This is a genomic window from Sphingomonas sp. CFBP 13603 (assembly GCF_014892665.1).
Taxonomy (GTDB): domain Bacteria; phylum Pseudomonadota; class Alphaproteobacteria; order Sphingomonadales; family Sphingomonadaceae; genus Sphingomonas.
Genome location: NZ_JADBIA010000004.1, coordinates 49,115 through 75,357 on the forward strand (window position 1 = coordinate 49,115; position 26,243 = coordinate 75,357).

26 protein-coding genes are annotated in these 26,243 nt (G+C 65.8%); 11 read left to right on the forward strand and 15 right to left on the reverse strand.

Annotation, left to right across the window (positions count from 1 at the left end):
- Positions 1-32: 32 nt before the first annotated feature.
- The gene (poxB, locus tag IFR23_RS08025; protein WP_192975434.1) at positions 33-1,781 is read left to right on the forward strand and encodes a ubiquinone-dependent pyruvate dehydrogenase; all 1,749 of its coding nucleotides are present in this window, start codon (positions 33-35) and stop codon (positions 1,779-1,781) included.
- 30 nt (positions 1,782-1,811) lie between these two features.
- On the opposite strand, the gene IFR23_RS08030 is transcribed toward poxB, so the two are convergent.
- Complete coding sequence (locus IFR23_RS08030) at positions 1,812-2,771, reverse strand: NAD(P)H-dependent flavin oxidoreductase (protein WP_192144760.1); 960 nt, start codon at positions 2,769-2,771, stop codon at positions 1,812-1,814.
- Positions 2,772-2,886: 115 nt separating this feature from the next.
- On the opposite strand from IFR23_RS08030, the gene IFR23_RS08035 reads away from it, so the two are divergent.
- Positions 2,887-3,087 carry a hypothetical protein gene (locus tag IFR23_RS08035; protein WP_192975435.1) on the forward strand — a complete coding sequence of 67 codons (201 nt, stop codon included), beginning with the start codon at positions 2,887-2,889 and terminating at the stop codon, positions 3,085-3,087.
- Here IFR23_RS08035 and IFR23_RS08040 read toward each other — a convergent pair.
- The gene (locus IFR23_RS08040) at positions 3,084-4,499 is read right to left on the reverse strand and encodes a dihydrolipoyl dehydrogenase (RefSeq protein WP_192975436.1); all 1,416 of its coding nucleotides are present in this window, start codon (positions 4,497-4,499) and stop codon (positions 3,084-3,086) included. The genes IFR23_RS08035 and IFR23_RS08040 overlap by 4 nt on opposite strands.
- A gap of 102 nt (positions 4,500-4,601) precedes the next feature.
- Here IFR23_RS08040 and IFR23_RS08045 point away from each other — a divergent pair, with 102 nt between their 5' ends.
- Positions 4,602-5,228, forward strand: coding sequence for a glutathione S-transferase family protein (locus IFR23_RS08045; protein ID WP_192975437.1), 627 nt, complete (start codon positions 4,602-4,604; stop codon positions 5,226-5,228).
- A gap of 27 nt (positions 5,229-5,255) precedes the next feature.
- On the opposite strand, the gene IFR23_RS08050 is transcribed toward IFR23_RS08045, so the two are convergent.
- From IFR23_RS08050 to IFR23_RS08060, 3 genes are read right to left on the reverse strand one after another with little or no spacing between them, the layout of a single operon-like run.
- Complete coding sequence (locus IFR23_RS08050) at positions 5,256-5,825, reverse strand: DUF1190 domain-containing protein (protein WP_056049223.1); 570 nt, start codon at positions 5,823-5,825, stop codon at positions 5,256-5,258.
- Between the two features lie 11 nt (positions 5,826-5,836).
- Entirely contained in the window at positions 5,837-6,250 is a 414-nt protein-coding gene (locus IFR23_RS08055) for a DUF350 domain-containing protein (protein WP_056481637.1), read from the reverse strand.
- Positions 6,251-6,282: 32 nt separating this feature from the next.
- Entirely contained in the window at positions 6,283-6,924 is a 642-nt protein-coding gene (locus IFR23_RS08060) for a DUF2491 family protein (protein ID WP_056481639.1), read from the reverse strand.
- 226 nt (positions 6,925-7,150) lie between these two features.
- Here IFR23_RS08060 and IFR23_RS08065 point away from each other — a divergent pair, with 226 nt between their 5' ends.
- The 4 genes from IFR23_RS08065 to IFR23_RS08080 are packed head-to-tail and all read left to right on the forward strand — an operon-like array spanning position 7,151 to position 10,036.
- On the forward strand, positions 7,151-7,582 hold the full coding sequence (locus IFR23_RS08065) for a YjfI family protein (RefSeq protein WP_192975438.1): 432 nt from the start codon (positions 7,151-7,153) through the stop codon (positions 7,580-7,582).
- Positions 7,583-7,606: 24 nt separating this feature from the next.
- Positions 7,607-8,356: a PspA/IM30 family protein gene (locus IFR23_RS08070; RefSeq protein WP_056049207.1), complete on the forward strand. Its 750-nt coding sequence runs from the start codon at positions 7,607-7,609 to the stop codon at positions 8,354-8,356.
- Complete coding sequence (locus IFR23_RS08075) at positions 8,356-9,525, forward strand: glutathionylspermidine synthase family protein (protein WP_192975439.1); 1,170 nt, start codon at positions 8,356-8,358, stop codon at positions 9,523-9,525. Before IFR23_RS08070 ends, IFR23_RS08075 begins: the two co-directional genes overlap by 1 nt.
- Positions 9,518-10,036: an ankyrin repeat domain-containing protein gene (locus tag IFR23_RS08080; protein ID WP_192975440.1), complete on the forward strand. Its 519-nt coding sequence runs from the start codon at positions 9,518-9,520 to the stop codon at positions 10,034-10,036. Before IFR23_RS08075 ends, IFR23_RS08080 begins: the two co-directional genes overlap by 8 nt.
- Positions 10,037-10,109: 73 nt before the next feature.
- On the opposite strand, the gene trhO is transcribed toward IFR23_RS08080, so the two are convergent.
- The 5 genes from trhO to hppD all read right to left on the reverse strand — a co-directional run bounded on the left by trhO (position 10,110) and on the right by hppD (position 14,731).
- Entirely contained in the window at positions 10,110-11,084 is a 975-nt protein-coding gene (gene trhO / locus IFR23_RS08085) for an oxygen-dependent tRNA uridine(34) hydroxylase TrhO (RefSeq protein WP_192975441.1), read from the reverse strand.
- Positions 11,085-11,139: 55 nt separating this feature from the next.
- A complete protein-coding gene (locus IFR23_RS08090; protein ID WP_192975442.1) occupies positions 11,140-11,505 on the reverse strand; it encodes a Rieske (2Fe-2S) protein in 366 nt (121 codons plus the stop codon).
- Complete coding sequence (maiA, locus tag IFR23_RS08095) at positions 11,502-12,146, reverse strand: maleylacetoacetate isomerase (RefSeq protein ID WP_192975443.1); 645 nt, start codon at positions 12,144-12,146, stop codon at positions 11,502-11,504. Before maiA ends, IFR23_RS08090 begins: the two co-directional genes overlap by 4 nt.
- Positions 12,143-13,468: a homogentisate 1,2-dioxygenase gene (hmgA, locus tag IFR23_RS08100; protein WP_192975444.1), complete on the reverse strand. Its 1,326-nt coding sequence runs from the start codon at positions 13,466-13,468 to the stop codon at positions 12,143-12,145. The genes maiA and hmgA overlap by 4 nt, the downstream gene beginning before the upstream one ends.
- Positions 13,469-13,660: 192 nt before the next feature.
- The gene (hppD, locus tag IFR23_RS08105; protein ID WP_192975445.1) at positions 13,661-14,731 is read right to left on the reverse strand and encodes a 4-hydroxyphenylpyruvate dioxygenase; all 1,071 of its coding nucleotides are present in this window, start codon (positions 14,729-14,731) and stop codon (positions 13,661-13,663) included.
- Positions 14,732-14,810: 79 nt separating this feature from the next.
- Here hppD and IFR23_RS08110 point away from each other — a divergent pair, with 79 nt between their 5' ends.
- Entirely contained in the window at positions 14,811-15,299 is a 489-nt protein-coding gene (locus IFR23_RS08110; protein ID WP_060525429.1) for a MarR family winged helix-turn-helix transcriptional regulator, read from the forward strand.
- On the opposite strand, the gene IFR23_RS08115 is transcribed toward IFR23_RS08110, so the two are convergent.
- Positions 15,254-16,129: a LysR family transcriptional regulator gene (locus tag IFR23_RS08115; protein ID WP_192975446.1), complete on the reverse strand. Its 876-nt coding sequence runs from the start codon at positions 16,127-16,129 to the stop codon at positions 15,254-15,256. The two genes, IFR23_RS08110 and IFR23_RS08115, sit on opposite strands and share 46 nt — an antisense overlap.
- A gap of 102 nt (positions 16,130-16,231) precedes the next feature.
- Between IFR23_RS08115 and IFR23_RS08120 the strand changes: the two genes are divergently transcribed.
- Positions 16,232-18,331: a malate synthase G gene (locus IFR23_RS08120; RefSeq protein WP_192975683.1), complete on the forward strand. Its 2,100-nt coding sequence runs from the start codon at positions 16,232-16,234 to the stop codon at positions 18,329-18,331.
- Entirely contained in the window at positions 18,331-18,858 is a 528-nt protein-coding gene (locus IFR23_RS08125) for a gamma carbonic anhydrase family protein (RefSeq protein WP_192975447.1), read from the forward strand. Before IFR23_RS08120 ends, IFR23_RS08125 begins: the two co-directional genes overlap by 1 nt.
- Positions 18,859-18,896: 38 nt before the next feature.
- Here the strand turns inward: IFR23_RS08125 and IFR23_RS08130 are convergent, their stop codons facing one another.
- The 4 genes from IFR23_RS08130 to IFR23_RS08145 all read right to left on the reverse strand — a co-directional run bounded on the left by IFR23_RS08130 (position 18,897) and on the right by IFR23_RS08145 (position 24,388).
- Complete coding sequence (locus IFR23_RS08130) at positions 18,897-20,201, reverse strand: OmpP1/FadL family transporter (RefSeq protein WP_192144745.1); 1,305 nt, start codon at positions 20,199-20,201, stop codon at positions 18,897-18,899.
- Between the two features lie 50 nt (positions 20,202-20,251).
- Positions 20,252-20,662 (reverse strand): DUF2147 domain-containing protein, encoded by a 411-nt coding sequence (locus tag IFR23_RS08135; protein ID WP_107953232.1) that lies wholly within the window; start codon positions 20,660-20,662, stop codon positions 20,252-20,254.
- Positions 20,663-20,933: 271 nt separating this feature from the next.
- Positions 20,934-23,252: a 3-hydroxyacyl-CoA dehydrogenase/enoyl-CoA hydratase family protein gene (locus IFR23_RS08140; protein WP_192975684.1), complete on the reverse strand. Its 2,319-nt coding sequence runs from the start codon at positions 23,250-23,252 to the stop codon at positions 20,934-20,936.
- Positions 23,252-24,388 (reverse strand): acetyl-CoA C-acyltransferase, encoded by a 1,137-nt coding sequence (locus IFR23_RS08145; RefSeq protein WP_192975448.1) that lies wholly within the window; start codon positions 24,386-24,388, stop codon positions 23,252-23,254. Before IFR23_RS08145 ends, IFR23_RS08140 begins: the two co-directional genes overlap by 1 nt.
- A gap of 131 nt (positions 24,389-24,519) precedes the next feature.
- Between IFR23_RS08145 and IFR23_RS08150 the strand changes: the two genes are divergently transcribed.
- Complete coding sequence (locus tag IFR23_RS08150; RefSeq protein ID WP_244655531.1) at positions 24,520-26,205, forward strand: long-chain-fatty-acid--CoA ligase; 1,686 nt, start codon at positions 24,520-24,522, stop codon at positions 26,203-26,205.
- Positions 26,206-26,243: the final 38 nt, after the last annotated feature.

A 26,243-nucleotide genomic window follows, 5' to 3' on the forward strand; every position in this document is an offset into this window, starting at 1 on the left:
AGGCAGGTCACCATCACTGCCGGAGTTGCCTCATGTCCAAGACCCTCATCGCCGATCTGTTCGCCGAGACGCTGCATCTGGCGGGCGTCGAGCGGATTTACGGCGTCGTCGGCGATAGCCTCAACGGCCTGACCGACAGTTTGCGGCGGCAGGGCAAGATCGAATGGATCCATGTCCGCAACGAGGAGGCCGCGGCGTTCGCGGCGGGCGCGGAGGCGCAACTGACCGGCAAGCTCGCGGTGTGTGCCGGGTCGTGCGGCCCCGGCAACATGCACCTGATCAATGGCCTGTACGACTGTAACCGGACGCGCGTACCGGTGCTGGCGATCGCCGCGCAGGTACCGAGCGGCGAGGTAGGTTCGAACTATTTCCAGGAGACCCGGCCGGAAGCGCTGTTCCGCGAATGCAGCGTGTATTGCGAGACGATCTCCGATGCGGACCAGATGCCGCGCACGCTGGAAACCGCGATCCGGGCGGCGGTCGGTCACCGCGGCGTCTCGGTCGTATCGATGCCCGGAGACGTGGCGCTGCGCTCGACCACGGGAACGCTGGCGCGATCGGCGGGTGCGCTACTGCCGCCGCGTTCGATGACGATCCCCGCAGAGGTGGACATTGCCGAACTTGCCGCCCTGCTGAACGGCGCGAAGAAGGTGACGATCCTGGCGGGACGTGGGTGCCGCACCGCGCATGCCGAACTCGTCACGCTCGCCGGCGTGCTCCAGGCGCCGATCGTCCACGCGCTCGGCGGCAAGGAGTTCGTCGAATACGACAATCCCTATGACGTCGGCATGACCGGCCTAATCGGCTTTTCGAGCGGCTATGACGCGATGATGGCGTGCGACGTGTTGCTGATGCTCGGCACGGATTTCCCGTATCGGCAATTCTACCCCGAGAAGGCCAAGGTCGCGCAGATCGACCTGATCCCCGAAAATCTCGGGCGGCGGACGGCGATCGATATCGGGCTGGTCGGCGATGTCGGCGCTACGCTCGCGGCATTGATCCCGCGGGTCACGACCGGGCGCGACGGCAGTTTCCTCAAGTCCGCGATCGAGAACTATGCCGAGTCCCGCAAGGGCCTGGACGATCTTGCCGACGGCAAGCCCGGCAGCGGCGTGATCCATCCGCAGCACGTCGCGCGCGTCCTCAGCGAGCAGGCGGCGGACGATGCGGTGTTCGCCTGCGACGTCGGAACGCCGACCGTGTGGGCGGCGCGCTATCTGAAGATGAATGGACGGCGGCGCCTGATCGGATCGTTCAACCACGGATCGATGGCGAACGCTCTGCCACAGGCGATCGGCGTGCAGGCGACCTATCCGACGCGGCAGGTCGTGACGATGTCGGGCGACGGCGGGCTGGCGATGCTGATGGGCGAGTTGCTGACGGTGCGACAGCTTGGCCTGCCGGTGAAGATCATCGTCTTCAACAACGGGACGCTCGGGTTCGTCGAGATGGAGATGAAGGCGGCCGGGCTGATCGAGACCGGCGTGACGCTCGACAACCCCGATTTCGCGGCGATGGCGCGCGCGATCGGGTTGCACGGCGTGCGGGTGACCGATCCGGGCGAACTCGAGGCGGGGATGCGCGACGTGCTGGCGCATCCAGGACCTGCGCTGCTCGATGCGGTCACTGCGCGGACCGAATTGTCGATGCCGCCGAAGATCACGCTGGAGCAGATGAAGGGCTTCACGCTCTACATGGCGAAGGCGATCATCAGCGGGCGCGGCGACGAGGTGGTCGAGCTTGGCAAGACCAATGTCGGCTTGCTCAAGCGTCTGTTCTGAGTCAGCCGAGATCGGTTGGTGTGGGGTCCGTCAGAGCGAAAGACGGACCCGCGCCGCGCGGTACTCGCGTTCGAGGCGGTCGACACGGTCGGCGACGCTTTCCACTTCGGTTACTGCGCCGATGCCTTGGCCGGAGCCCCAGATATCGCGCCAGGCCTTTGGCTTCGAACCGTTTCCGCCGCCGAAGTCCATCGTCTTCAAATCCCCTTCGGGCAGCGCGTCGGGGTCCATGCCCGCAGCGACGATCGACGCGCGCAGGTAGTTGCCGTGGACGCCGGTGAACAGGTTCGAATAGACGATGTCGGACGCCTTGCCGGCGACGATGCCGTCCTTGTACGCCTGGTCGGCATTCGCCTCGGTGGTGGCGATGAACGGCGAGCCGATATAGCCGAAATCAGCGCCCATTGCCTGCGCGGCGAGCACCGCGTCGCCGGTCGCGATCGAGCCCGACAGCGCGAGCGGGCCGTCGAACCACTGGCGGATCTCCTGGATGATCGCGAACGGCGACAGGCGACCGGCATGGCCACCGGCGCCGGCGGCGACCGCGATCAGTCCGTCGGCGCCTTTTTCGATCGCCTTGCGCGCGAACCGGTCGTCGATCACGTCGTGCAGCGTGATGCCGCCCCAAGCGTGGACCGCCGTGTTCAGGTCTTCGCGGGCGCCGAGCGAGGTGATCACGATCGGCACCTGCCATTTCGCGCATGTCGCGAGGTCGCTCTCCAGACGATCGTTGGACTTGTGGACGATCTGGTTGACCGCGAACGGCGCGGCCGGACGGTCGGGGTTGGCACGGTTATGCGCGCTCAGTTCCTCGGTGATCCGGTGCAGCCACTCGTCGAGCATCGCCTGCGGGCGGGCATTGAGGGCGGGGAATGATCCGACGATCCCCGCCTTGCACTGCGCGATCACCAGTTCGGGCCCGGAAATGATGAAGAGCGGCGAGCCGATGACAGGCAGGCGCAGGTTTTTTAGAATAGCGGGTACGGTCATGTCGGTTTTCTAGCGCAACCTATTCGCGTGCGCCAGAGCCGGTTTTCGCAGGGGCATTCCGAGGAAATCCGTCAGGTCGATTGTCGTGCGGCGGCGCTTCGTTCAAAGCGTCTGAATGCGTACGATTTCTTCCAGCGTTTCGGTTCGGCTCTATCATCTCGACGACAGCGGCGAGGGCGGGGCAGCGACGACGTTGTTCTACGGGCCGCTCGGCGAGGCGATGATGCTCGCCGCGCAGGAGCCGGAGGAGGTGCAGGCGGGCCTGTACCTTGCCACGGAGAACGACGTCGTCGCGTATCTCGATCTGGACGATTAGGTCCCCGGCGTAAAACCATCGTCGCGGTCGGGCGGCGTAGGCGCGTGGACTTCGCTGCAGATCGAACGAAGCGCGCCCTTCATCCCTTCCTCGAAGGTTGGATGATAAAAGGGCAGGTCGAGCACTTCCGTCGCGGTCCAGCCGCTCTGGATCGCCCATGCGATCAGGTGCGCGCTGTGTTCGACCGCCGGCCCCGCCATCGTCGCACCGGTCAGGCGCCCGTCGCGGCGATCGGCGTAGAAGCGGACCAACCCGGCATTGCACGCCTCGACCTTCGCGCGGCCCTGGTCGTCATACGATGCGGTGCCGATCACGCTGTCGGCATCGTCATCCTTGGCGATCTTGCCGATGACCGCGACGTTGGGATGCGTGAAGGTGATCGCGAACGGCACGGTGCGCTTTCCGGGTGTGACCTCGGGATAGCTCGCCGCGTTCCGCCCCGCGATCATGCCCTCTGCCGATGCCTCGTGGAGCACCGCGCGATCATGGTCCGCATCGCCGGCGATGAAGATCGGCGCGCTGCCGCACTGCATCGTCTCGGGGTCGTAATCCGGCATGCCGTGGTCATTGAGCGCAAGGCCGGTCGTTTCCAGTCCGATGCCCTTGATCCGCGGCGGCCGCCCGGTGGCGACGAGCAGATAGTCGAAGCGCTGCTTGCCGGACGCCGAACCGGTCCACGCCAGTTCGACCCCATCGCCGTCGGGCTCCACTGTCAACTCGACACCTAGCAGGATCGGCATCTCGCGCGACAGGATCGCATGATAGGCCTCGGCGACGTGAGAGTCCTTCAACCCGCCGATCGTCTCGCCGGTGTCGAACACCATCGTCTCGACGCCGAGCCGCGCCATTGCCTGTGCCAGTTCCAGGCCCAGCGCGCCCGCGCCGATGACGCCGAGCGACTTCGGAAGGTCCTTTAGTTCGAAGATGCTCTCGTTGGTCAGCACGCGGTCGCGCACCGCGTCGAACATCTCGGGGATCGCAGGGCTCGATCCGGTCGCGATTACCACGGACTTCGCATGGACCTCGCGGCCATCGCTCAGCGACAGGATCGTCGCGCCCGCAAATTTCGCGCGTGCTTCGATCTTCACCTCCGCGGGCAGCTTGTCGATCGATGTCTCGACACCCGCGACGAACGCATCGCGCTCCTTACGGACCCGCGCCATCACCGCGACGCCGTCGACCTTGCCGGACGCCTCGACGCCGAACACCGACGCGTGCTCGACCGCATACATGGCGTTTCCGGCCGCAATCAACAGCTTGGAGGGCATACATCCCACGCTCGCGCAGGTCGTGCCGCCGAAGCCTTCGTCGATCAGCAGCGTCTTGGCGCCGTTGCGACGCGCGCTGCGCTCGGCGGCGAGGCCGGCGGTTCCGGCGCCGATGATCGCCACGTCGCAGGTCAGCTTGGTCATAAGTCTCTCCGTTGCCGGAGAATTCCGGAGCCGCGACCGAGGAAACCTTCGATGCCGCCCAGCCGTTCCGCGGTGCAGCACATTCCTAGTCGAAGGACGCTCATGTTAACGCTCCACCACCTGAACTGCTCGCGCTCGATCCGCGTGCTCTGGCTGCTCGAAGAGCTCGGCATCGAATACGACCTCGTCAAATACGAGCGTGACGAGAATTTCCGCGCGCCGCCCGAACTGAAGGCGATCCATCCGCTCGGCAAGGCGCCGGTACTGGTCGACGATGCGCTGACGCTGGCCGAGAGCGCGCCGATCCTGTCGTACATCGACGAGCGTTACGGCGACCGCCGCTTCTCGCCGCCGATCGACAGCGATGCGGCCGCCGTGCACGACGAATGGCTGCAATATGTCGAGAGCTCGGCTTCGTTGCCGATCATGATGACGTCGCTCGGCAAGCGGATGGGCGGCCTGCCCGACGGCCTCAGCAAGTTCACCGGGCCCGAAGTGACCAAGACGCTCGACTATATCGGCGCGGGCGTCGGCGATGGCCCGTATCTGATGGGCGAGCAGCTGATGCTGGCCGATATCCAGATGTGCTACATCCTCGCGATCGCCGAGAGCGCCGGATTGCTCGAGGAGCACCCCGACGTCGCGGCGTATCTGGATCGCCTACGCGCCCGTCCCGCGTTCATCGCCGCGACCGAAATCGGTGGCCCGCTGATGCCGGCCCGCCGCTAAATACGACGGAAGGGGGGAGCGGCCGCGTTACCCCCCGAAGCTGCGACCACCAAAGCCGCCGCCGAAGCCGCCGCGCGAGATCACCGAACTGCGCGACTGGACGCGGGCAGGGGCTCGGGCGGTGGTCGGCGTGAAGGCGTCGGAGCCGACGCGGGTCCGGCCCGTCACATAGTCCCGGTTGATCCGGCCGCCAGCGCCACCGTAGTAATTGCCGTCGCGGTCGCGGTACATCGGCGCGCCACGGTTGCCGAAGCCACCGTTGAGCGCCTGCCCGACTAGGAAACCGGTCAGCAGCGGCGTGAAGAAGCTCCCGCCGCTGCCGTTATTACGTGGCTCGCACTGCGCGGCGCCGTATTGCTCTTCGCAGGTCTGCCGATCCTGAAATCGTGGCGCGGTCTTGGCGGCATCGGCCTTGGCCTGCTCGAACGCGGTATCGCACTGGACCGCCGACAACGCACCCGCCGCGCGGCACTCCTGCACCGAGGCATAACTTTGCGCCTCGACGGGCTTGCCACCGACATCGCCGTCGCACGCGGTCAGCGAAATGCCCGATCCTGCGATCAGGCTGGTGAGGACGATCGATCTGGAACGCTTCATCGCTATGCCCCTCAGTTCGTCATGCAAGCGGCGTTGAGGATGCCGACGCACAACGAGATGCTGCCCATATAGGTCGCTGCCGCGATTTCACCGCGGACGATCCGGTCGTTGAAGTCGCGCATCACGAAATGCTGGACCACCAGGAACGTCACGATCTGGATCACGCCCGCCAGCAGCGCCCAAACCGCGAACTCGAGCAACGAGACGGTATGCGTCAACGCAGACGCCAGTGGCAGGACATAGCCGAGCAACGCCGCGCCAAGCGTGATCGCCGCGGCGGTATTACCCTCCCGGATCAGCGACTTCTCATGATACGGCGTCGCGACCTGATAGACGATCTTGAACAGAATCGTGAACGCCCCCGCCGCGACGAACGCGATCAGGAAGGCGAGCGCGCTGGCGCCGAAGCTGTATTGGTCGATCATGGCATTTCCCCCGGAGCCGTCTGCGCGTGACGCTAGGCCCTGAACTCGCCGAGTTCCAGTGCCACGCCCAGCATGATCTCGAACGAGACGTCGCCGGACTCGGTCTCCATGTCGATCGCGAGCAGCAATTCGCGGCCGTCGTCGCCCGGCAGGTCGCGGCTGAACAGCATGCAGGTCTGGAAAATGCGGCGATCGACGATGCCGTCGCGGTCGTCGTGCAGTTCTTCCCAGAACGTCACGGGCTCCTGCTCGCTCGCTTCGGGGCCGAACCATGCGCGGCTGTATTCGGGCAGTCCCTCGGCGGTGAAGGTGCGTGCCTTGAGCCGGCTTTTCCACGCTGGGCGCTCGGCGGCGGACGACGGGTAGCTGCTGTCCCAAGGTGCGAACAGCGTGACATCGGTGACGTCCTGCCCATCGCGGTCGTTCGACACCGCCTGGAACATGATGTCGTCGTCGGTGTAGAACCGGTGGACGAAGCCGCCCTCGTTGAGGTCGATCAGCCCCTGCGCGACGATCACCAGCGTATCGCGGTCGAACGGGAACAGGAGTTCCGATCCAAACCGCCGCCATGCGAGCGGATCGACCGTCACCGTCCGCCCCAGCGTGACGTTGCGGACGACGGGCAGGGCGTTGCCGTCAAGCGCTGGCTTGCGGCCGAACAGGCGATCGAACATGCAATCCTCGCGTCTCTGTGGTTAGCCTGCCTCTTAGGGCAAAGCGGGCGGGCTCGCAAAGCGCAACCCCCGTCATCCTGACGAAAGTCAGGACCCAGAGCCAACAGCGCCGCCCTCCGTGACCCTGGGGCCTGACTTTCGTCAGGATGACGGAAGTGGGGAGGGTGGCAGGCGCTCGCGAAAAGCCTATGTGTGCGGTCGAGCGACAAGCACGGGAGTTCTTGCATTGACCGACATCTGGACCGTCCGCAGCCTGAAGGCCGCGCTCGACACGTCCGAGCCTGCGAAAGCCGGCGAATTTTCCGCGCGGATCCTGGAAGGCGCGGACCCGGTGCTGCTGGTGACGATGCACCACCACGGCGACCTCGAACTGTTCGTCAACGTCAGCGAGGCGCAGATCGCGTGCTCGACGCTGCTCTGGCCGTGCGACGAGCAGGAAGACCAGCTGGCATTCAACACCTTCCTGCTGAAGTCGCAGAAGCTGGTGCCGCTGTCGAACTTCGGGATCGGCACGGTCGATGGTCGCGACTATTACGAGCTGTTCGGCGAGCTCGCGACGTCGAGCCCGCTCGATACCGTGATCATCGAACTGCGCACGCTTGCCGAGAATGCGATCGATGCGGCCACCGACCTGCGCCACGCGCAGATTCCCGCCTGAACTGATACAAACGGAGAGACTGGCATGGCCATCTGGAGCAAGCTTTTCACCCTCGGTCGCGCCGGTGCGCACGAAGCGGGTGCGGCGGTCGTCGATGCGAACGCGCTGCGTATCCTCGACCAGGAAATTCGCGATGCCGACAAGGCGCAAGGCAAGGCACGCGACGATCTCGCGGGGCTGGTAGCGCGTCGCCGCATCCTCGAAACCGAAGTCGAGAGCTTCCGCGCTCAGGCGACGAAGTACGAGGCATCGGCCCGGATCGCGGTCGAGAAGGGCAACATGGATCTCGCGCGCCAGGTCGCGCAGCGGATCGCCGATCTCGAACAGGACATTGCGCTGAAGAGCCCGCAGGTCGAAGACATGCGCGCCGCCGAGGAGCAGATCCACACCGCCGTCGCGCAGACCGATCGGAAAATCGAACAGCTCCGCCGCGAGGTCGAGGTCGTCAAGGTCAACGAGTCGGTGCAGAAGGCGCAGGCCTCGGTCGCGTCGGGCAGCATGGGTGCGGGCAACAAGCTCGGCTCGGCCGCGGACAGCCTCGCGCGCATCCGTGAACGCCAGGCGATTCGCGGCGAGCGGATCAAGGCTGCAGGCGAATTGGAAGACCGTCGCACCGGTGCCGATCTCGACGAGAAGCTGCGGCTGGCGGGCATCGGGCCGGGGCAGTCGTCCGCGGATGACGTGCTCGCGCGCCTGACGGCACCAAAGACGCCGCAGGTCGGCCAGACGCTGCAGATCGAGCAGCGCGACGACTCCAAGACGTCGGACTCCTGATGCGCCGGATCGCGGTCGATCCGCGCGGCGACTGGCGCGAGCGGGCAGACGCGATCGGGTTCGTCTATCACGACACGGATGGCGAACCCTATTGGGACGAGGGTGCGGCGTATGCCTTCACGCTGGCGGAGATCGAGGACGACCTCGAACCCGCCGCGGAACAGCTGCACGCGATGTGCCTCGATCTGGTCGACGAGGTGGTCCGGGACCAGCAGCTGATGGAACGTTTGGCTATCCCGCGCGAGCAATGGAACTACGTCGCGGAAACGTGGCGCACGCGTCAGCCGTCGCTCTACGGGCGGTTCGACTTTGCCTATGACGGGACCGGACCGGCCAAGCTCTACGAGTATAACGCCGACACGCCGACCTCGGTGTTCGAATGCGCGACGTTCCAGTGGATGTGGCTGGAGGACCTGCTCGCGTGCGGTGCGTTGCCGGCGGGGACGGACCAGTTCAACAGCCTGTTCGACAAGCTACGCGAGCGGTTCCGTGCGCTGTTCCCGACCGGCGGTTTCGTCCACTTCGCGGCGGACGCTAGTGCCATCGAGGACCGCCAGACGGTGCGGTTCTTCGAGGATCTGGCGAGCCAGGTCGGGATCGAGCCGAAGTTCGTCGAGATGAAGGACATCGGCCTCGCTGCGGACGGGCGCTTCGTCGATACCGACGGCTTCGAGGTGCAGGCGGCGTTCAAGCTGTATCCGTGGGAGTTCATGCTCCGCGAGCCCTATGCGCCGAACCTGTCGCGCGCCGACGTGCGCTGGATCGAGCCGGCGTGGAAGTCGATCCTGTCGAACAAGGGTATTCTGCCGCTGCTGTGGGAGCGGCATCCCGAACATCCGAACCTGTTGCCGGCATTCTTCGACGACGATCCCGCCGCGAAGATCCTCGGGCCTAAGTATGTGCGCAAACCTTTGTTCTCGCGCGAGGGTGCCAACGTCGAGGTGATCGGCGAGGATGGCCACGCGGTGCTTGATCAGGGCTACGGCGCGGAGGGCGCGATCCGTCAGGCCTATGCGCCTCCACCCGTGTTCGACGGTCGCCATCCGGTGATCGGCGCGTGGATGGTCGGCAACGAAGCCGCGGGGATCGGCGTTCGAGAAGATGACACGGTCGTGACGCGCAATCTCGCGCGGTTCGTGCCGCATATCATCGAGGCGAATGATGACTGACGCGCGAGACCTGCCCCCGTTGCCGCCGATGGAGCGGTTGGTCGAACTGATGTTCGACGCCGCGAGGACGGGACGGGACGAGATGGTACCGGCGCTGGTGCAAGCGGGCGTCGATATCGAGGTGACTGACGCGAAGGGCTACACGCCTCTGGTGATCGCCAGTTACAATGGCCAGGCCGAGGCGACGGCGGCGCTGCTCGCGGCCGGTGCGCAGGTCGATGGCGCGGCGGACGCGCGCGGCAACACCGCACTGATGGGCGTGTGCTTCAAAGGCTATACCGAGATCGCGCAAATCCTGCTCGATGCCGGCGCGGACGTGAATCGTCGGAATGGCGTCGGACAGACTGCGTTGATGATGGCGGCGTTGGTGAACAAGACCGCGATCATCGATCTGTTGCTGGAGCACGGCGCGGACCCGAGGATTGCGGATGCGGCGGGGAACAGCGTGCATTCGCTGGCGGTGTCGCAAGGGAACGCGGCGCTGGCCGCCCGCTTCGCAACGACTGGTTAGCTACCCCAAATGTTCACCCGCGAAGGCGGGTGCCCAGACTGGGCACTCGCCTTCGCGGGTGAACAAGCTTCGGTCAGTCATCAACCGCTTGCTCGACGCTAGCATGCGTCTTCGGCAACACCGCTCCGACATGCGCCTCGCCCCGAGCCTCAGCCAGCCGAACCTGCCGCTCGCGCTCGGCATAACCCGCGCGCTGCACCTCGTCCCGCGCATCATGACACGCCGGGCAACTCACCCCCTCGACGTACAGCGGCGAGCCACGGTCTTCGACACTCACCGGCATCCGGCACGCATGGCACAGCACATGGCTTCCCAGCGCTAGACCATGTCCAACCGCAACCCGCTGATCGAACACGAAACACTCCCCCTCCCAGAGACTCTCTGCCTCGGGCACGGTCTCCAGATACTTCAGAATGCCGCCCTTGAGGTGATACACCTCGTCCAGCCCCTCGGCCTTCAGGAACGCGGTCGACTTCTCGCACCGTATCCCCCCGGTGCAGAACATCGCGATCTTTGGCGGCGAGCCGTCCCCTACCAGTTCGTCACGATGCTCGCGAAACCACGCCGGAAAATCCCGGAACGTCCGCGTCTGCGGATCGACCGCGCCGGCAAACGTCCCGACCGCGACCTCGTAGTCGTTGCGCGTGTCGATCACGATCGTCCCCGGCTCGGCGATCAGCGCGTTCCAGTCTTCCGGCTCGACATAATGGCCAACGCCCTCCAGCGGATCGATCGTCGGTTCGCCCATCGTCACGATCTCGCGCTTCAGCCGAACCTTCATCCGATGAAACGGCATCGTTTCCGCGCGCGATTCCTTGACGTCGAGGTCGGCGCATCCCGGCAGCGCGCGGATATGCGCGAGCACCGCATCTATACCTTCCTCGGACCCGGCGATCGTCCCGTTGATCCCCTCGGCGGCGAGCAGCAGCGTCCCCTTCACGCCGTTGGAACAACACACCAGCGCGAGCGGCGGCTGGATCGCGGCGATATCGGCGAACGGCGTGAAGCGGTACAGCGCCACGACGCGGATGGGCAGGGTTTCGGTCATCGGTTCAACGTGCAGGGGAGGAGGTGCGCGCCCTTAGCGCATGTCGCCCGCCGCGTCAGCCTGCGGTGACGATCATCCCGTCGACCACCGCGACTGGCCATGGCGTCAGCCGAGTGCCCCCGCAGGGCCCGCCAACGCACGCGCCGCTGTCGATCTCGAACAGCGCGGAGTGCCAGCTACACGCGATCAGGTCGCCGCGTGGCGTGAGATAGTCGTCGAGCACCTGCGCGAGCGGCAGGCCCATGTGCGGGCAGCGATCGACATAGCCGAACACTGCATCGTCCTTGCGCACGACGAAGCCGTGGAAGCGGCCCGCACGCATCTGGAGTACGAAATTCCGTGCCTTGCCGTCCGCGATCGCGTCGAGCGGCGCGAGCTTGATCCCGCCCGGTATCGCGCTCAGCCGTTCGCCGTCGCTCATGCGCGGTCGGCGTCCGGCTGGCGGTCAGGGTGGGCGGCGGCGAAGGCGGGGAGGGCGCGGGCGTTCTCTGCCGCCGCCTTGAGCTTCGGGTAAGGCGAGAGATCGACCGCAAACCGTTCCGCGGAGTAGACCTGCGGGACGAGGTGACAATCGGCGATCGTGGGTGTCGCGCCGAATGCGAAGCCATCACCATAGCGCGCGATCTGCGTCTCGAGCGCAACGAAACCGTCGCCGATCCAGCGTGCGATCCATCGGTTCACCGCCACCTCGTCGGCCCCGAACTCTGTGCGCAAGGCGTTCAGGATACGAAGATTGTTCACCGGATGAATGTCGCAGGCGATCGTTGAGGCCATCGCACGGACGATCGCCCGGCCGTTCGCGGCAACGGGGAGCAGCGGTGGATTGGGATAGGTCTCGTCGATCCATTCGAGGATCGCCGGACTCTGCGTCAGGACCGCGTCTTCGGTCTCCAGCGCCGGCACGAGCCCCTGCGGATTGAGCGCACAATACCCCGGCTCGCGTTGCGCGCCTTTGCGAAGATCGTGCGTCACCTGCGCATACGTCACGCCCTTCAGCGCTAGCGCGATGCGGACGCGGTAGGCGGTGGTCGAGCGCCAGTAACCGTGCAGCGTCAGGCTCACCTTGGCAGGATCGCCTTGGGGAAGTCCGACCAGACCGCATCATAATCGAGTTGCGAATGCTCAAGCGCATAGGCGGTCGGCTTGTACGGCCAGCAGCTCTCCAGCATGAACGCCATCGTCCCGTCGATCTTGTGCGGTTTCAGGTCGGCCGCGCTCGCACCCTGCCAGCTCGCCAGGTCCGGCCCATGGCCCGACATGAGGTTATGCAGCGAGATACCGCCCGGCGCAAACCCCTCCGCCTTCGCGTCATACGCGCCGGTGATCAGGCCCATAGCCTCGGACATGACGTTGCGGTGGAACCACGGCGGCCGGAACGTGCCCTCGGCGACCATCCAACGCGGCGGGAAGATCACGAAATCGGCGTTCGCGCGGCCAGGCACGTCGCTCGGCGAGGTAAGGAGCGTGAAGATCGACGGATCGGGATGGTCGAAGCTGACCGTGTTGATCGTGTTGAACCGCGACAGATCGTACCGCCAAGGCGCGAGGTTGCCGTGCCATGCGACGACGTCGAGCGGCGAGTGATCGAGCGTCGTAGTCCACAGCGACCCCATGAACTTCTGGACGACTTCGACCGGTTCGTCGCGATCCTCGAACCACGCGACCGGCGTCTCGAAATCGCGCGGGTTGGCGAGGCCGTTGGCGCCGATCGGGCCGAGATCGGGCAGCCGAAACAGCGCGCCGTGGTTCTCCGCGACATACCCGCGCGCTTCGCCATCGGGGAGTTCCGCGCGGAACCGGACGCCGCGCGGGACTAGCGCAATCTGGCCAGGCGCTATGTCGATGCGGCCGAGTTCGGTCAGCAACCGCAGTCGTCCGGCCTGCGGCACGAACAGCAGCTCGCCGTCCGCATCCATAAACACGCGGTCGGTCATGTCGGTGTTGGCAGCGTAGACATGCAGCGCAACGCCTTCGAGATCGGCGGGATCGCGGTTGGCGAGCATCGTCGTCATACCGTCGATCAGGTCGGTGCCCGGGAAGGGCGCGGCGATCGGGTCCCAGCGCAGGCGGTTGGGTGCGAGCAGCGCGTCGGTGGTGCCGGGCGCGAACCGCTCGGCGCCGATGTAGCGCTCGAACGGCGGATGCTCGGCGGTCGGGCGCATGCGGTAGAGCCAGCTACGGCGGTTTTCGGGGCGCGGCGCGGTAAACGCGGTGCCGGAGAGCTGTTCCGTATAGAGCCCGAAGGCGGGGCGCTGTGGTGAATTGCGCCCGATCGGCAGCGCGCCGGGGATCGCCTCGGTCGATACGTGGTTGCCGAAGCCGGGTAGGTACTCAGTCTGGCCGGAGGTCTCGCCCGCGGCGTCGGTCGGCTGGTGAATTGTCATGGCTTCCTCTCCGTCACCTGTTCCGATCAACGCCCGAACCGCTGGCCGTTCAAACTCTTTTCGAACCGCGACCCCGTCGGTCACGGCGAAGCCGCGCCCTATGGGGCAGCTCCGTCCGCGCCGGCCGCGCCGGCCGGTCGACGGCAGCGCCTGCGCGCTGCATCTCGACCGAAGCTGCGCGTCGATCCTCGATCAGGCGTCGACGGTGATCACACCGCGACGGATCTGGTCCAACTCGATCGACTCATACAACGCCTGGAAATTGCCGTTGCCGAAGCCCTCGTTCCCCTTGCGCTGGATGATCTCGAAGAAGATCGGCCCGAACATGTTCTCGGTGAAGATCTGCAGCAGCAGCCCCTCTTCGCCGACATTGCCGTCGATCAGGATGCGGTTGCGGCGCAGGCGTTCGAGGTCGTGGCCGTGGTTCGGCACGCGCTTGTCGACCAGCTCGTAATAGGTCTCGATCGTGTCCTGCAGCTTAACGCCGCGCGCGCGCAGCTTCTCGACCGTCTCGAAGATATCGTCGGTGGTCAGCGCCAGATGCTGGATGCCCTCGCCGTTGTAATCCTTGATGAATTCCTCGATCTGGCTCTTGTCGTCCTGGCTCTCGTTGAGCGGAATCCGGATCGCGCGGTCGGGGGCGATCATCGCCTGGCTAAACAGGCCTGTCGCCTTGCCCTTGATGTCGAAATACTTTTGCTCCTCGAAGCCGAAGATCTGGCCGTAGAACTCCGCCCAGGTCCGCATCTGGCCACGCTTCACATTGTGCGTGAGGTGGTCGAGCAAATCGAGGCCGACGTTGTTCTCGGCTTCCGCTTCGGCCGCGCCCGGAACCGCATTCCAGTCGTCGTACAGGCTGCCGGCCGCGCCGTGCTTGTCGACCAGATACAGTAGCGAACCGCCGATCCCTTCGAGTACATAGCTGCCCTCGCCGAGCGCGCCCATGCTGGCATCGGCCGCCTTGGCGCCGCGTGCGAGCGCCGCGTCGAACGCTTCCTTGGCATCATGAACGCGGAATGCCATGCCGCTCGCGGACGGACCGTGATCCGCACGGAACGCCGCCGCATGGCCACCGTCCTCGCGGTTTAGCAGCAGGTTGATGCGGCCCTGCTTGTAGCGCGTGACGGCCTTGGTCGGGTGGGTCGAGGCGGCGACGAAGCCGAACTGCTCGAACTGCTCGGCCATCCGGTCGGGATCGGGCGAAGTGAACTCGGCGAACTCGAACCCGTCGAGACCCATCGGGTTTACGTCCATATGGTTCATGATCACATCCTGACAGTTGGTATCCGTTGTTACCAATCTGCCGGGTTGAACAACTGGTGTCAATCGTTACGATTTCAACATGGCTGACCGCGCACTCGTCCTGGACGATTTCATCCCGTATCGCCTGTCGATCACCTCGAACCTTGTAAGCGAGGCGGTGGCGGACACGTATGAGGCACTGTTCGGGCTGACGATCCCGGAGTGGCGGCTGGTGGCGGTGGTCGCCGAGGCGGATGGAATCACGCAACAGCAGGTCGGCCAGCAGACCCGGATGGACAAGGTCACGGTCAGTCGCGCGGCGATCGCGCTGGTCGAACGCGGGCTGATGCAGCGTCATGCGAACCCCGAGGATCGCCGCTCGCATCTGTTGAAGCTCACAGGTGATGGTCACACGCTTTACGCCTCGGTCGCACCAAAAGCACTCGATCTGGAGCGCCGGATCTTCGCCGGGTTCTCAGGCGCAGAGGTGGAGCAGTTCGTGGCGATGCTGAGGCGGATCGATGCGGTGACGATCGACCTCGTTCAGGACTCCCACGGCGGCGTTGGCGACCAGAGACCACGCAGGTAGTCGAGCAGCGCAGTGGTGCCCGACGATACCGGCCCGCGCGCATGCACCGCGTAAATCCCGACATCCGCCGAACCAGCCAGTTCCGGGAGGACACGCTTGAGTCGACCACCCGCCAAGTCCGCGCTGACATCCCATAGCGAGCGCAGCGCGATGCCGACGCCAGCCAGCGTGAGTTCGCGGACGACTTCGCTCGAATTGGTCGCGACGTAGCTCGGGCGATCGATCGTGACGTCGCCATCGGGTCCAGCCAGGCGCCACGGCATCTGGCCTTTCGCGGCAAGCAGGCGGTGTTCCGTAAGATCGGCCGCGTCGCACGGCGCGCTGTAGCTCGGAGCAGCGCAGAGGACGCGACGGCTGTCGGCGAGGCGATGGCCGGTCAGGCTTGGCGGCACGGCTGGGGCGATCCGGATCGCGAGATCGAGTCGGTCCCCGATCACATCCGAGAAGCCGTCCGACAGGTCAAGATCGAGTTCGATTGCCGGATATGCGTCGAGGAACGGCTTGAGGTGCGGCGCGATGTGGAGGCGGCCGAACGACGTGGGTGCGCTGACCCGTAGTGGTCCGGCCGGCGTATCCGTACGGTCCGACACGCGCGCCTCGGCGTCGTGGATCGCTGCGAGAATCTCAACCATGTCGCGGTGATAGGCGGCGCCCCGCGCGGTGAGGTCGAGGCGGCGCGTCGTCCGGTTGAGCAACCGCACGCCCAGCCGGGCCTCCAGCCGCGCGATCCGCTTCGACACCATGGCCGGCGAGATCCCCAGCGAACGCCCCGCCGCGCTGAGGCTGGCGGTGCGGACGACTTCGGCGAATAGGACGATGTCGGGGTCCATTCGTTCTCCAGGCGATCAACAGCTTTCGGTTTATAGTGTCTAGTGGCGAAGGTGGCGGGCGTCTATCGTCCCGACAGAGCATAGGAGAGTAGAATGGCCGAGATGATCGAAAAGGCAGGCCTGAAGGTCGCCGCATCGCTGGTGGACTTCATCGAAACGCAGGCGTTGCCGGGGACGGGGCTTGAAGCCGCCCCGTTCTGGAAAGGCGTTTCCGATATCTACGCGCGGTTCGCGCCGGAGAATGCCGCGCTGCTGGCGGTCCGCGACGACCTCCAGGCGAAGATCGACGCGTGGCACGAAGCCCGCGCCGGCAAGCCGATTGATCAGGCCGAGTACCAAGCGTTTCTGCGCGAGATCGGCTATCTCGTCGACGAGCCTGCGCCGTTCTCGGTTGCACCGGTCAACGTCGATGCGGAAGTCGCCTCGCTCGCCGGTGCGCAGTTGGTGGTGCCGATCCTCAACGCTCGCTTCCTGCTGAACGCCGCGAACGCGCGGTGGGGCAGCTTGTATGACGCGCTCTATGGCACCGATGCGATGCCGGGGGTGGCGTCCGGCAAGGGCTATGACGCGCCCCGCGGTGCGCAGGTGATCGCGTGGGCGAAGGCGTTTCTCGACGACGCCGTGCCTTTGGTGAGCGGGTCGTGGACCGACTGGACCGGTGGCACGCCGGACCTTGCCGATCCGAGCCAACTCTTCGGGCATGCGGGCGACAATATCCTGCTGCGTCACAACGGCCTGCATATCGAACTGGTGATCGACTCTCAGCATCCGATCGGGCGCGATGATCCCGCCAGCCTCGCAGACATCGTGCTCGAATCCGCGCTGACCACGATCGCCGACCTGGAGGATTCGATCGCCGCGGTCGACGCCGAGGACAAGGTGGCCGCCTACGCCAATTGGCTCGGGCTGATGAAGGGCGACCTGACCACCAGCTTCGACAAAGGCGGCCGCACGGTCACGCGCGCGCTCGAACCGGATCGCCCATACACCGCGTCCGATGGCAGCGCGTTCACGCTCCCCGGCCGCAGCCTGATGTTCGTGCGCAATGTCGGCCACTTGATGACGACGCCAGCGATCCTGCTCGCTAACGGCAGCGAGGCGCCCGAGGGCATCCTCGACGGTATCGTCACGTCGTTGATCGCGCTGCACGATCTGAAGGGCACCAGCCCGATCCGCAACAGCCGCGCGGGCTCGATCTACATCGTCAAACCGAAGATGCACGGCCCCGACGAAGCCGCCTTCACCAACCGGCTGTTCGACGCAATCGAGGACCTGCTCGGGCTCGCGCGCCACACGATCAAGGTCGGCGTAATGGACGAGGAACGGCGCACATCCGCCAATCTCGCCGCCTGCATCGCCGCGGTCAAAGACCGGGTGGTGTTCATCAACACCGGCTTCCTCGATCGCACCGGCGACGAGATGCACACCTCGATGCGGGCGGGCCCGATGATCCGCAAGGGCGACATGAAAGCCTCGTCGTGGATCAAGGCGTATGAGGATCGCAACGTCCAGATCGGGCTCGCCTGCGGGCTCAGCGGCAAGGCACAGATCGGCAAGGGTATGTGGGCCGCACCCGACCGGATGGCGGATATGCTCGAGCAGAAGATCGCGCATCCGATGACTGGCGCGAACACCGCCTGGGTGCCGTCGCCGACCGCCGCGACGCTGCACGCGACGCATTACCACCGCGTCGATGTGTTCGCGCGGCAGGCAGAGCGCAAGGCGGAACCGATCGCGTCGCTCGATGCGCTGCTGACGATCCCCGTGGCGACCGGGCACAATTGGCAGCCCGACGAGGTGCGCGAGGAACTGGAGAACAACGCGCAGGGTATCCTCGGATATGTCGTGCGCTGGGTCGACCAGGGCGTCGGCTGTTCGAAGGTGCCCGACATCCACGACATTGGCCTGATGGAGGACCGCGCGACGCTCCGGATCAGTTCGCAGCACATGGCGAACTGGCTGCTCCATGGCATCGCCACGCCCGACGAAGCAGACGCGGCGTTGCGGCGGATGGCGGCGAAGGTCGATGCGCAGAATGCGGGCGATCCGCTGTACCGGCCGATGGCGGGGCATGAGGACGAGAGCCTCGCGTTCCAGGCCGCCCGCGCCCTCGTGTTCGATGGCCTGACGCAGCCAAGCGGCTATACGGAACCGCTGCTCCACGCGTTCCGCGCGCGGGCAAAGGAAAGGGACGCCGCCTGATGCCACTCTACGCGATCGAGGGGAAACGCCCGACGCTGGCCGACGACGTCTGGGTCGCGCCGTCCGCCGACGTAATCGGCGACGCGCGGCTGGGGGAGGGGGCGAGCGTCTGGTTCGGGGCGGTGATCCGCGCCGACAACACGCCGATACTCGTCGGCACGCGGACCAACATCCAGGAGGGCGCGATGCTGCACTCCGACCCTGGAGCGCCACTGACCGTCGGCGAGGGGTGTACGATCGGCCATCACGCGATCCTTCACGGCTGCACGATCGGCGACAACGTGCTGGTCGGGATGGGCGCGACGATCCTCAACAACGCGGTGATCGGCGAGAATTGCCTGATCGGTGCGAACGCGCTGGTGACGGAGGGGAAGGTGTTCCCGGCTGGCAGCCTGATCGTCGGTGCGCCAGCCAAGGCGGTCCGCGAACTGTCACCGGAAGCGATTGCCGGCCTGAAGATGTCGGCGGCCGGTTATGCAGCCAAGCAGCGCGTCTACGCCGAGGGCTTGAGACTGGTCGAGGTATGAAATCCTCCCCCGCGAGGGGGAGGATCGTGACGGCGGTGTTAGAAGCTCACCCGCCCGCCGAGCGAGAGCACGACTGCCGACGCGTTGCGCAGCGCACCCGAGGTTAGGATGTTGGTCTGCGCGGCCGTCCCGACATAAGCCGCCGTGATACGGTCGATCGTCGTATTTTCGAAGTCGACATATTGCGCGGCAGCGTCGAGCGCGATGCGCGAGGACAGCTGGTACGAGCCACCCGCCGCATAAGTCCACCGATCCGCATCGGGCACGCGTGCGTCGCGCTGACCATCCTGCGTCGGCGACTTGGTCCGCTGCAGGCCGGCGCGTACGGTCAGCTTCGGCGTGACGTCATAGTCGAAGCCGCCCGCCAAGCTCCAGCTGTCCATGTAGTTCTCGGGGATCGCGGTGTTGAGCGGCGCGCCGAGATCGATCGTGTCGAACTTGCTCCAGCTGTACGCGACCACCTGCGCGTTGAGCGTCAGCTTATCGGTACCGCGGAACCGGCCTGCGACGATGACCTGGCCCGGCGTGTTGAAAGCAGCCTTCGCGCCCGACACGGTGGTGTTCGATCCGCCGAGCGGACCGACGAGACCGCTGACGGTCAGATCGCCCTTCAGGTTATGGCGGATGCTCGACTTGTAGCTGATGCCGACCGTCGCGAAGTCGTTGTGGAGCTGTACGCCCGCGGTCCAGCCGAAGTCCCAGCCATCGCCCTTCAGCTCCTGCTGGCCATCGGGCAGCGCCGCGGACAGATTGGGCAGCGCGTTGCTGAGCGACGCATCGGTATATTCGACGTTGAGCGCACCACCGACGCGGAGCCAATCCGTCACGACGATACCAACCGAAGGCTGGATGTCGATCGTCCGCAGCCGGGTCTTGTCGGCGCTGTACCGCGCCCAGCTGTTCGCGTCGTAGTTGGTCGTGAAGCTGAATGGCGAGGTCACCGCGAGGCCCACCGCGATGCGATCGGTCAGCGGATACGCGACCGCACCCGACGGCACGACGCCCTTGTTGATCGGGTCGCGCGAGTTCGACTGGCCGCTGATCCCCGTGCAGGCCTGGCCCGGGCGGCAGATGCGCGTGCCGGTATCGACGACATCGCCCTTTGGCAGGATCGCGGAGGCGGCGAGCGTCGCGCTGCCGTCGCGGATACCGGCGATCGCCGCCGGGTTCCACCACAGGGAGTCAGGACCGGTGTCGGCGCCTTCGCCCGAGAATGCGCGACCGGCGCCACGCGCGGACTGCGCCTGGAGATAAAATGCGTCGGCATAGGCGGTGCTGGCGAATCCGAAAGCGGACACGAGCGCGGATACCGCGAGAAGTGGAGCCTTGGTGCGAAACATCATGGATAAGGTCCTGAAAGCTGTACTGATAATGAGGAGGCGGAGGCGTCGCCTCAGCGCACGCGCGTCCAGGTCTGGGTCTTGCAGAGCGGGAAGAAGACGCAGCCGCGCAGCTTCAGCTGGTTCGCACCGAGCGGCGTGATCTTCCCGCTATAGGTCTTGCCGTCCTCGGCGTTGTAGACCTGCCCGCTGCTCCAGACGCCGTCCGAGTCCGACTTGAACCCGCTCAGCATCTGCATCCCCTGGATCGGGCGATTGCGCAGCGCGGTGTTGGAATTGTTCGCGTCCTTCATCGAAGGATTGGCGCGCAACGCGTCGGAGGTGAGGATCTTGCCGCAGATCGACGGGCCACAGCGGGCGATCTCGACGATGGCGTTGTGCGTCTCGGTCTTCCAGCGGCCGATGACGGTCTCGGGCGTGGCGGACGCGCCGGCGAGCAGGGCGGTGGCGATCAACAGGGACATCTTCTATCCTCTCCTAGCGTCGTTGGTGACGCCGCATGCGTGCGGTCGTCGAATGTTTCGTCAGGCCGTCGACGTTATCGCGACCTTGTTGCCGTATACGGCAGTTATCGATCCCGACTAGAATTGTACGAAGACAAGTCAAGTCTTCTTACTGATTCCGGGCGATGAAAAAGTGTTCATGCGCACGGTGTGCCCCCGCGCAGGCGGGGGCCCAGGATCACGAACGTAGCGCTGCTTGACCCTGGGCCCCCGCTTTCGCGGGGGAACAGTCTTAGTTGCGGAGTGGCTTGCCGGTCTGCAGCATGTGCACGACTCGCGCCTGAGTCCGCGGGTCCTTGACGCTTGCCATGAACGCCGCACGCTCCAGGTCGAGCATCTGGTCCTCGGTCACCGTGTCGACCAGATCGGCCTCGCCCCCCGTCAGCACCTCGGCGAGACGATCCGCGACGACGAGGTCGTAGTCGGTCGCCATGCCCTTCTTGTGGAAGTCCGCGACCGCCATGTTCAACCCCGTCCGGCCGCTCGCGCCCGCCAGACGGAAGGTCGGCTTCTCCGGCGCGACATAGCCTTCGACCAACGACAGCGCCTTGGCCTTCGCATCCGCGAGCAACCGATCGCGGTTCATCGAGATGCCGTCGGCCTTGCGCAGGATCATCATTTCCTTCGCCTCCGCCGCCGACTTGGCGACCTGCGCGGTGGAGACCGCCTGGAACACCTTCGTCAGCACCGGCATCGGCCCGTTCGGCAGCGTGCGCGACTTGGTCCAGCGATCAAGCATCTCGCCATTGCCGCCCCAGCCGGGGACGAGCCCGACGCCGCACTCGACGAGACCCGCATAGGTCTCGGCATGCGCCTGCACCGCGTCCGAGTGGAGCAGGATCTCGCACCCGCCACCGAGCGCGAGCCCGGCCGGTGCGCTGACGACCGGGAAGGGCGCGTATTTGAGCGCCTTGTACGCCTGCTGACCGCCCGCGACGCTGGCCTCGACCATGTCCCACAGGCCAGCCCCGACCGCGAACATCGCCGCGCCCAGGTTCGCGCCCGCCGAGAAGTTCGACGCCTCGTTATACACCACCAGCGCCTTGAAGCGCTCGCGGACGACCGGGATCGCTTCGTTGATGAGCGCGACGACCTGATCGTCGAGCGCATTCATCTTGGTGTGGAACTCGAGCGCCGCGACGCCGTCGCCGACGTCCCAGAGCGACGCCGACAGGTTCGTGAGGATCGGCTGCGAGCGGAGCTTGATGTCCTCCAGCAGCTCGACGCCGTCCGCGCGGGGGACATCGGCGTAGTCACCGCCAGCCGTGAGATACTGACGCTGGCCGTTCTCGACGCGGTAGAACGGACGGTCGCCCGCGGTCGTCAGGATCGCAGGAACGTCGCGACCTTCCTCGGCGAGGCGTGCGGCGAGCACGCCGGGACCCATCCGGTCTATCAGTTCGAACGGCCCGTATTTCCAGTTATAGCCGAGCTTCATCGCGTCATCGATCGCAACGACATCGTCCGCCGCCTCGCCGACGAGCATCGCCGCGTAGGACAGCACGCTGCCGAGAATCGTCCACGCATAGGTGCCAATCTTGCCCGGCTCGACGATCAGCGCGCCAAGGTCCTTACCGGTCTTGCCCGGCAACTCCGCGGGCTTGGCTTCCGCACGATACTTGCCGGTCGCGAGATCGAGCGACAGCTTTGTGCGCGTCGCCTTGTCGAACCGGTAGAACCCACCCTTGCCCTTGCGACCGGTGAAACCCTCCGCAATCATCTTGTCCACCAGCGGCAGCGGACGCACCGTATCGAAATACGGATCGCCAGCCGGCAGCGTGGACGACAGGCTCTTCGACAGCAGCGGCATCAGGTCGACGCCGACGAGGTCGACCAGCCCGAAGATCCCGGTCTTCGGCACGCCCATCGGACGGCCGCCGATCTGGTCGGCCTCCTCGACGGTCAGCCCCTGGTCCATCGCCGCGTTGATCGCGATCGCCAGCCAGTAGGTGCCGATGCGGTTAGCGATGAAGCCTGGCGTATCCTTCGCGCGGACGATCCGCTTGCCCATGAAGCGATCGACGAAATCCTCGACCTTCTCGGCGACCGCGACGTCGGTATGCTCGCCGCGAACGATCTCGACCAGCCGCATGTAGCGCGGCGGGTTGAAGAAGTGCGTGATCAGGAAATCGGCCTTGAACTGGTCCGAACGCCCCTCGACGAGGTTGCCGAGCGGGATCGTCGAGGTGTTCGACGACACCGCGGTGCCCGGACGCTTGAGCGCCTCGAGCTTGGCGTACAGCGCCTGCTTGATGTCGAGTCGTTCGACGATCGCCTCGACGATCCAATCGCACTCGGCGACCCGGTCGAGATGATCGTCGATGTTGCCCGTCTCGACCAGCTTGGCCGCACGCTTCGACATGAACGGCGCGGGATCGGTCTTGAGCATTTTCGCGACCGCGCCCTTTGCCACTGCGTCTCGATCGTCACCCTCGCGAGGAACGATGTCGAGCAGAAGCACCGGGATCCCAGCGTTCGCGACCTGCGCAGCAATACCTGCGCCCATCACGCCTGCGCCGATGACGCAGACCTTCTTCACAGCGTTGACCATCATGCGCGCTCCAGCACCGTAGCGATGCCCTGACCGCCGCCGATGCACTGGGTCGCCAGCGCATAACGGCCACCCTCGCGCGCCAGCAGCGACGCCGCCTTGCCGACGATCCGCGCGCCGGTCGCGCCTAGCGGATGGCCGATCGCGATCGCGCCGCCATCGAGGTTGATCGTCTCGTCCTTCAGGCCGAGGTCGCGGATGCAGGCGATCGCCTGGCTCGCAAACGCCTCGTTGATCTCGACCACGTCGAGGTCGGCGACGGTGATCCCGGCACGCTCCAGCGCCTTCTTCGACGCCCCGATCGGGCCGAGGCCCATCGTCTCGGGCGCGCAACCCGACACACCGATCGACTTGATCCGCGCGAGGATCGTCAGGCCATGCTTCTTGGCGAACTCTTCCGAGGTGACCAGCACCGCGGACGCGCCATCCGTTAGCGGCGAGGACGTGCCAGCGGTCACCGACCCATCCGCGCTGAACGCAGGCTTCAGGCCGGCGAGCGCCTCGGTCGTCGTACCGGCGCGGATCGTGCCGTCCTGGCTGACCGGGCCCGCCTTGGTCTGGATCGTCACGATCTCGTCGGACAAGCGGCCATCGGCGCGCGCCGCGGCAGCCTTGTCCTGGCTTTTCACCGCGAACGCGTCTTGCTCGGCGCGCGTGATCTGGTAGTTGCGCGCGACGTTCTCGGCGGTCTCGCCCATGCCCATGTACGCGCCGGCGCTCTTCTTCGCGAGCTCGGGGTTGGGGAGGGGGTTATAGCCACCCATCGGCACGCGGCTCATCGATTCGAGGCCCGCGCAGATGAACGCCTCGCCCGCGCCGACCGCGATCTGGCCGTAGGCGATATGGATCGCGCTCATCGACGAGCCGCAGAACCGGTTGACCGTCATGCCGCCGACCGAGATCGGCAGGTCGGCGATCTGCGCGATCAGCTTGGCGACGTTGAGGCCCTGCTCGCCTTCGGGGAACGCGCAACCGAGGATGATGTCCTCGATCTCGGCCGGATCGACGCCGGTCTTGTCGAGCAACCCGCGAATCGTCTGTGCGGCGAGATCGTCCGGACGGACGCGGGCGAGCTCACCCTTGCCGGCGAGGTGGAACGGCGAACGGGCGTACCCGGCGATGACGACGTTGGTCACGATGATCCTCTCATATTGCGGTCGACCCGGTTAACGCTTGCGGGTTACCCTTAAGGTGCGATACCTCACCTTTACGTCAAGGTGAAGCGGCCGACAATATGGCTTACGCACACCATGTTATGGAGAGCGAGATGCAGGACACTTCCGGGGGCAAGGCGATCGGCGTTCCGTTGCTGGGCGAACCACGGCTGCTGGGCGACATGCTCGACCTGTCGGTGCGCCGGTTCGGGTCGCGCAACGTGCTCGACTTCATGGGGCGGACGCTGACCTATGCCGCGCTCGGCGAGTCGGTCGATCGGGCGGCACGCGGACTTCAGGACATGGGCGTCGTGAAGGGCACGCGCGTTGCGCTCTGCCTGCCGAACACGCCTTATTACCCGATCCTGTTCTTCGCGATCCTCAAGGCCGGCGGCGTCGTCGTCAACGTCAACCCGCTCTACGTCGAGCGCGAGCTCGCGCACCTGCTGGAGGATTCGGGCGCAACGATCATCGCCACCTGCGACATCGCCGAGATCCACGCGCGCGTGCTCAAGGTCGCGGGGCAGATGGGTGTGAAGCACGTCATAACCTGTCCGATCGCCGGCGCGTTGCCGACGCTGAAGTCGATCGCCTACCGCATCTTCAAGAGCGCCGAGATCGGTCGGGCACCGACTGACGCGCGCCATTCCACGTTCGACGCGCTGCTCAAGGCGAAGGGTGCGCCGTCCCCGGTCGCGGTTTCCCCGGACGAGGTCGCGGTGCTGCAATATACCGGCGGCACGACCGGCGAGCCCAAGGCGGCCATGCTCAGCCACGCCAACCTCGTCGCGAACGCCGATGCGATGGTCGTCTTCGTCGGCGGCGAGCAGCCGCACCAGGACCGCGTGCTTGGCGCGTTGCCGCTGTTCCACGTCTTCGCGCTGACAACCGTGCTGACCTACTCGATCCGCACCGGTGCGGAGATGATTCTACTGCCGCGCTTCGAACTGCAGCAATTGCTGAAGACGATCGAGCGGACCAAGCCGAGCTATTTTCCCGCGGTGCCGACGATCTATGCGGCGATTACGACAGCCGCCGAGACGCAGAAGATCGACCTGTCCTCGATCCACGCCTGCATCTCGGGCGGGGCGCCGCTGCCAGCCGAGGTTCGTACCGCGTTCGAGGCCGCTACGGGCGCCAAGCTCGTCGAAGGCTATGGCCTGTCCGAAGCCTCGCCGATCATCACGTGCAATCCGATCGACGGCATCAATAAGCCTGGCTCGGCGGGCTTGCCGTTTCCCGGCACGACAATCGAGATCCGCGACCGCGAGGATCCGACCCGGTTGCTGCCCATCGGCGAGAATGGCGAGATCTGCGCGCGTGGGCCGCAGATCACGCAAGGCTATTGGCACAAGCCCGCCGCCACCGCTGAGCTGTTCGCGGACGGCGCGCTGCGTACCGGCGACGTCGGGCATCTCGACGCGGACGGTTATCTGTTCATCGTCGACCGGATCAAGGACCTGATCCTCGCCGGCGGCTACAACGTCTATCCGCGCGTGATCGAGGAGGCGCTGTACGAACACCCCGCGGTGCTCGAAGCGGTGGTGATCGGCGTGCCCGACAAATATCGCGGCCAGGCTCCCAAGGCGTTCGTCGTGCTGGCCGAAGGTTTGGTCGCTACCCCGCTAGAACTGCGCGATTATCTGCGCGACAAGATCAGCAAGATCGAGCTTCCCCGCGAAGTCGAAATCCGCGACACTCTTCCCAAGACGTTGATCGGCAAGCTATCCAAAAAGGAACTTGTCGCCGAAGAGAACGCGAAAGCGGCGGCGTCGGAGGCGAGGGGAGTGGACGCGTGAACGACCGACAGGACGATCTTACCGGCATACAAGAGGTC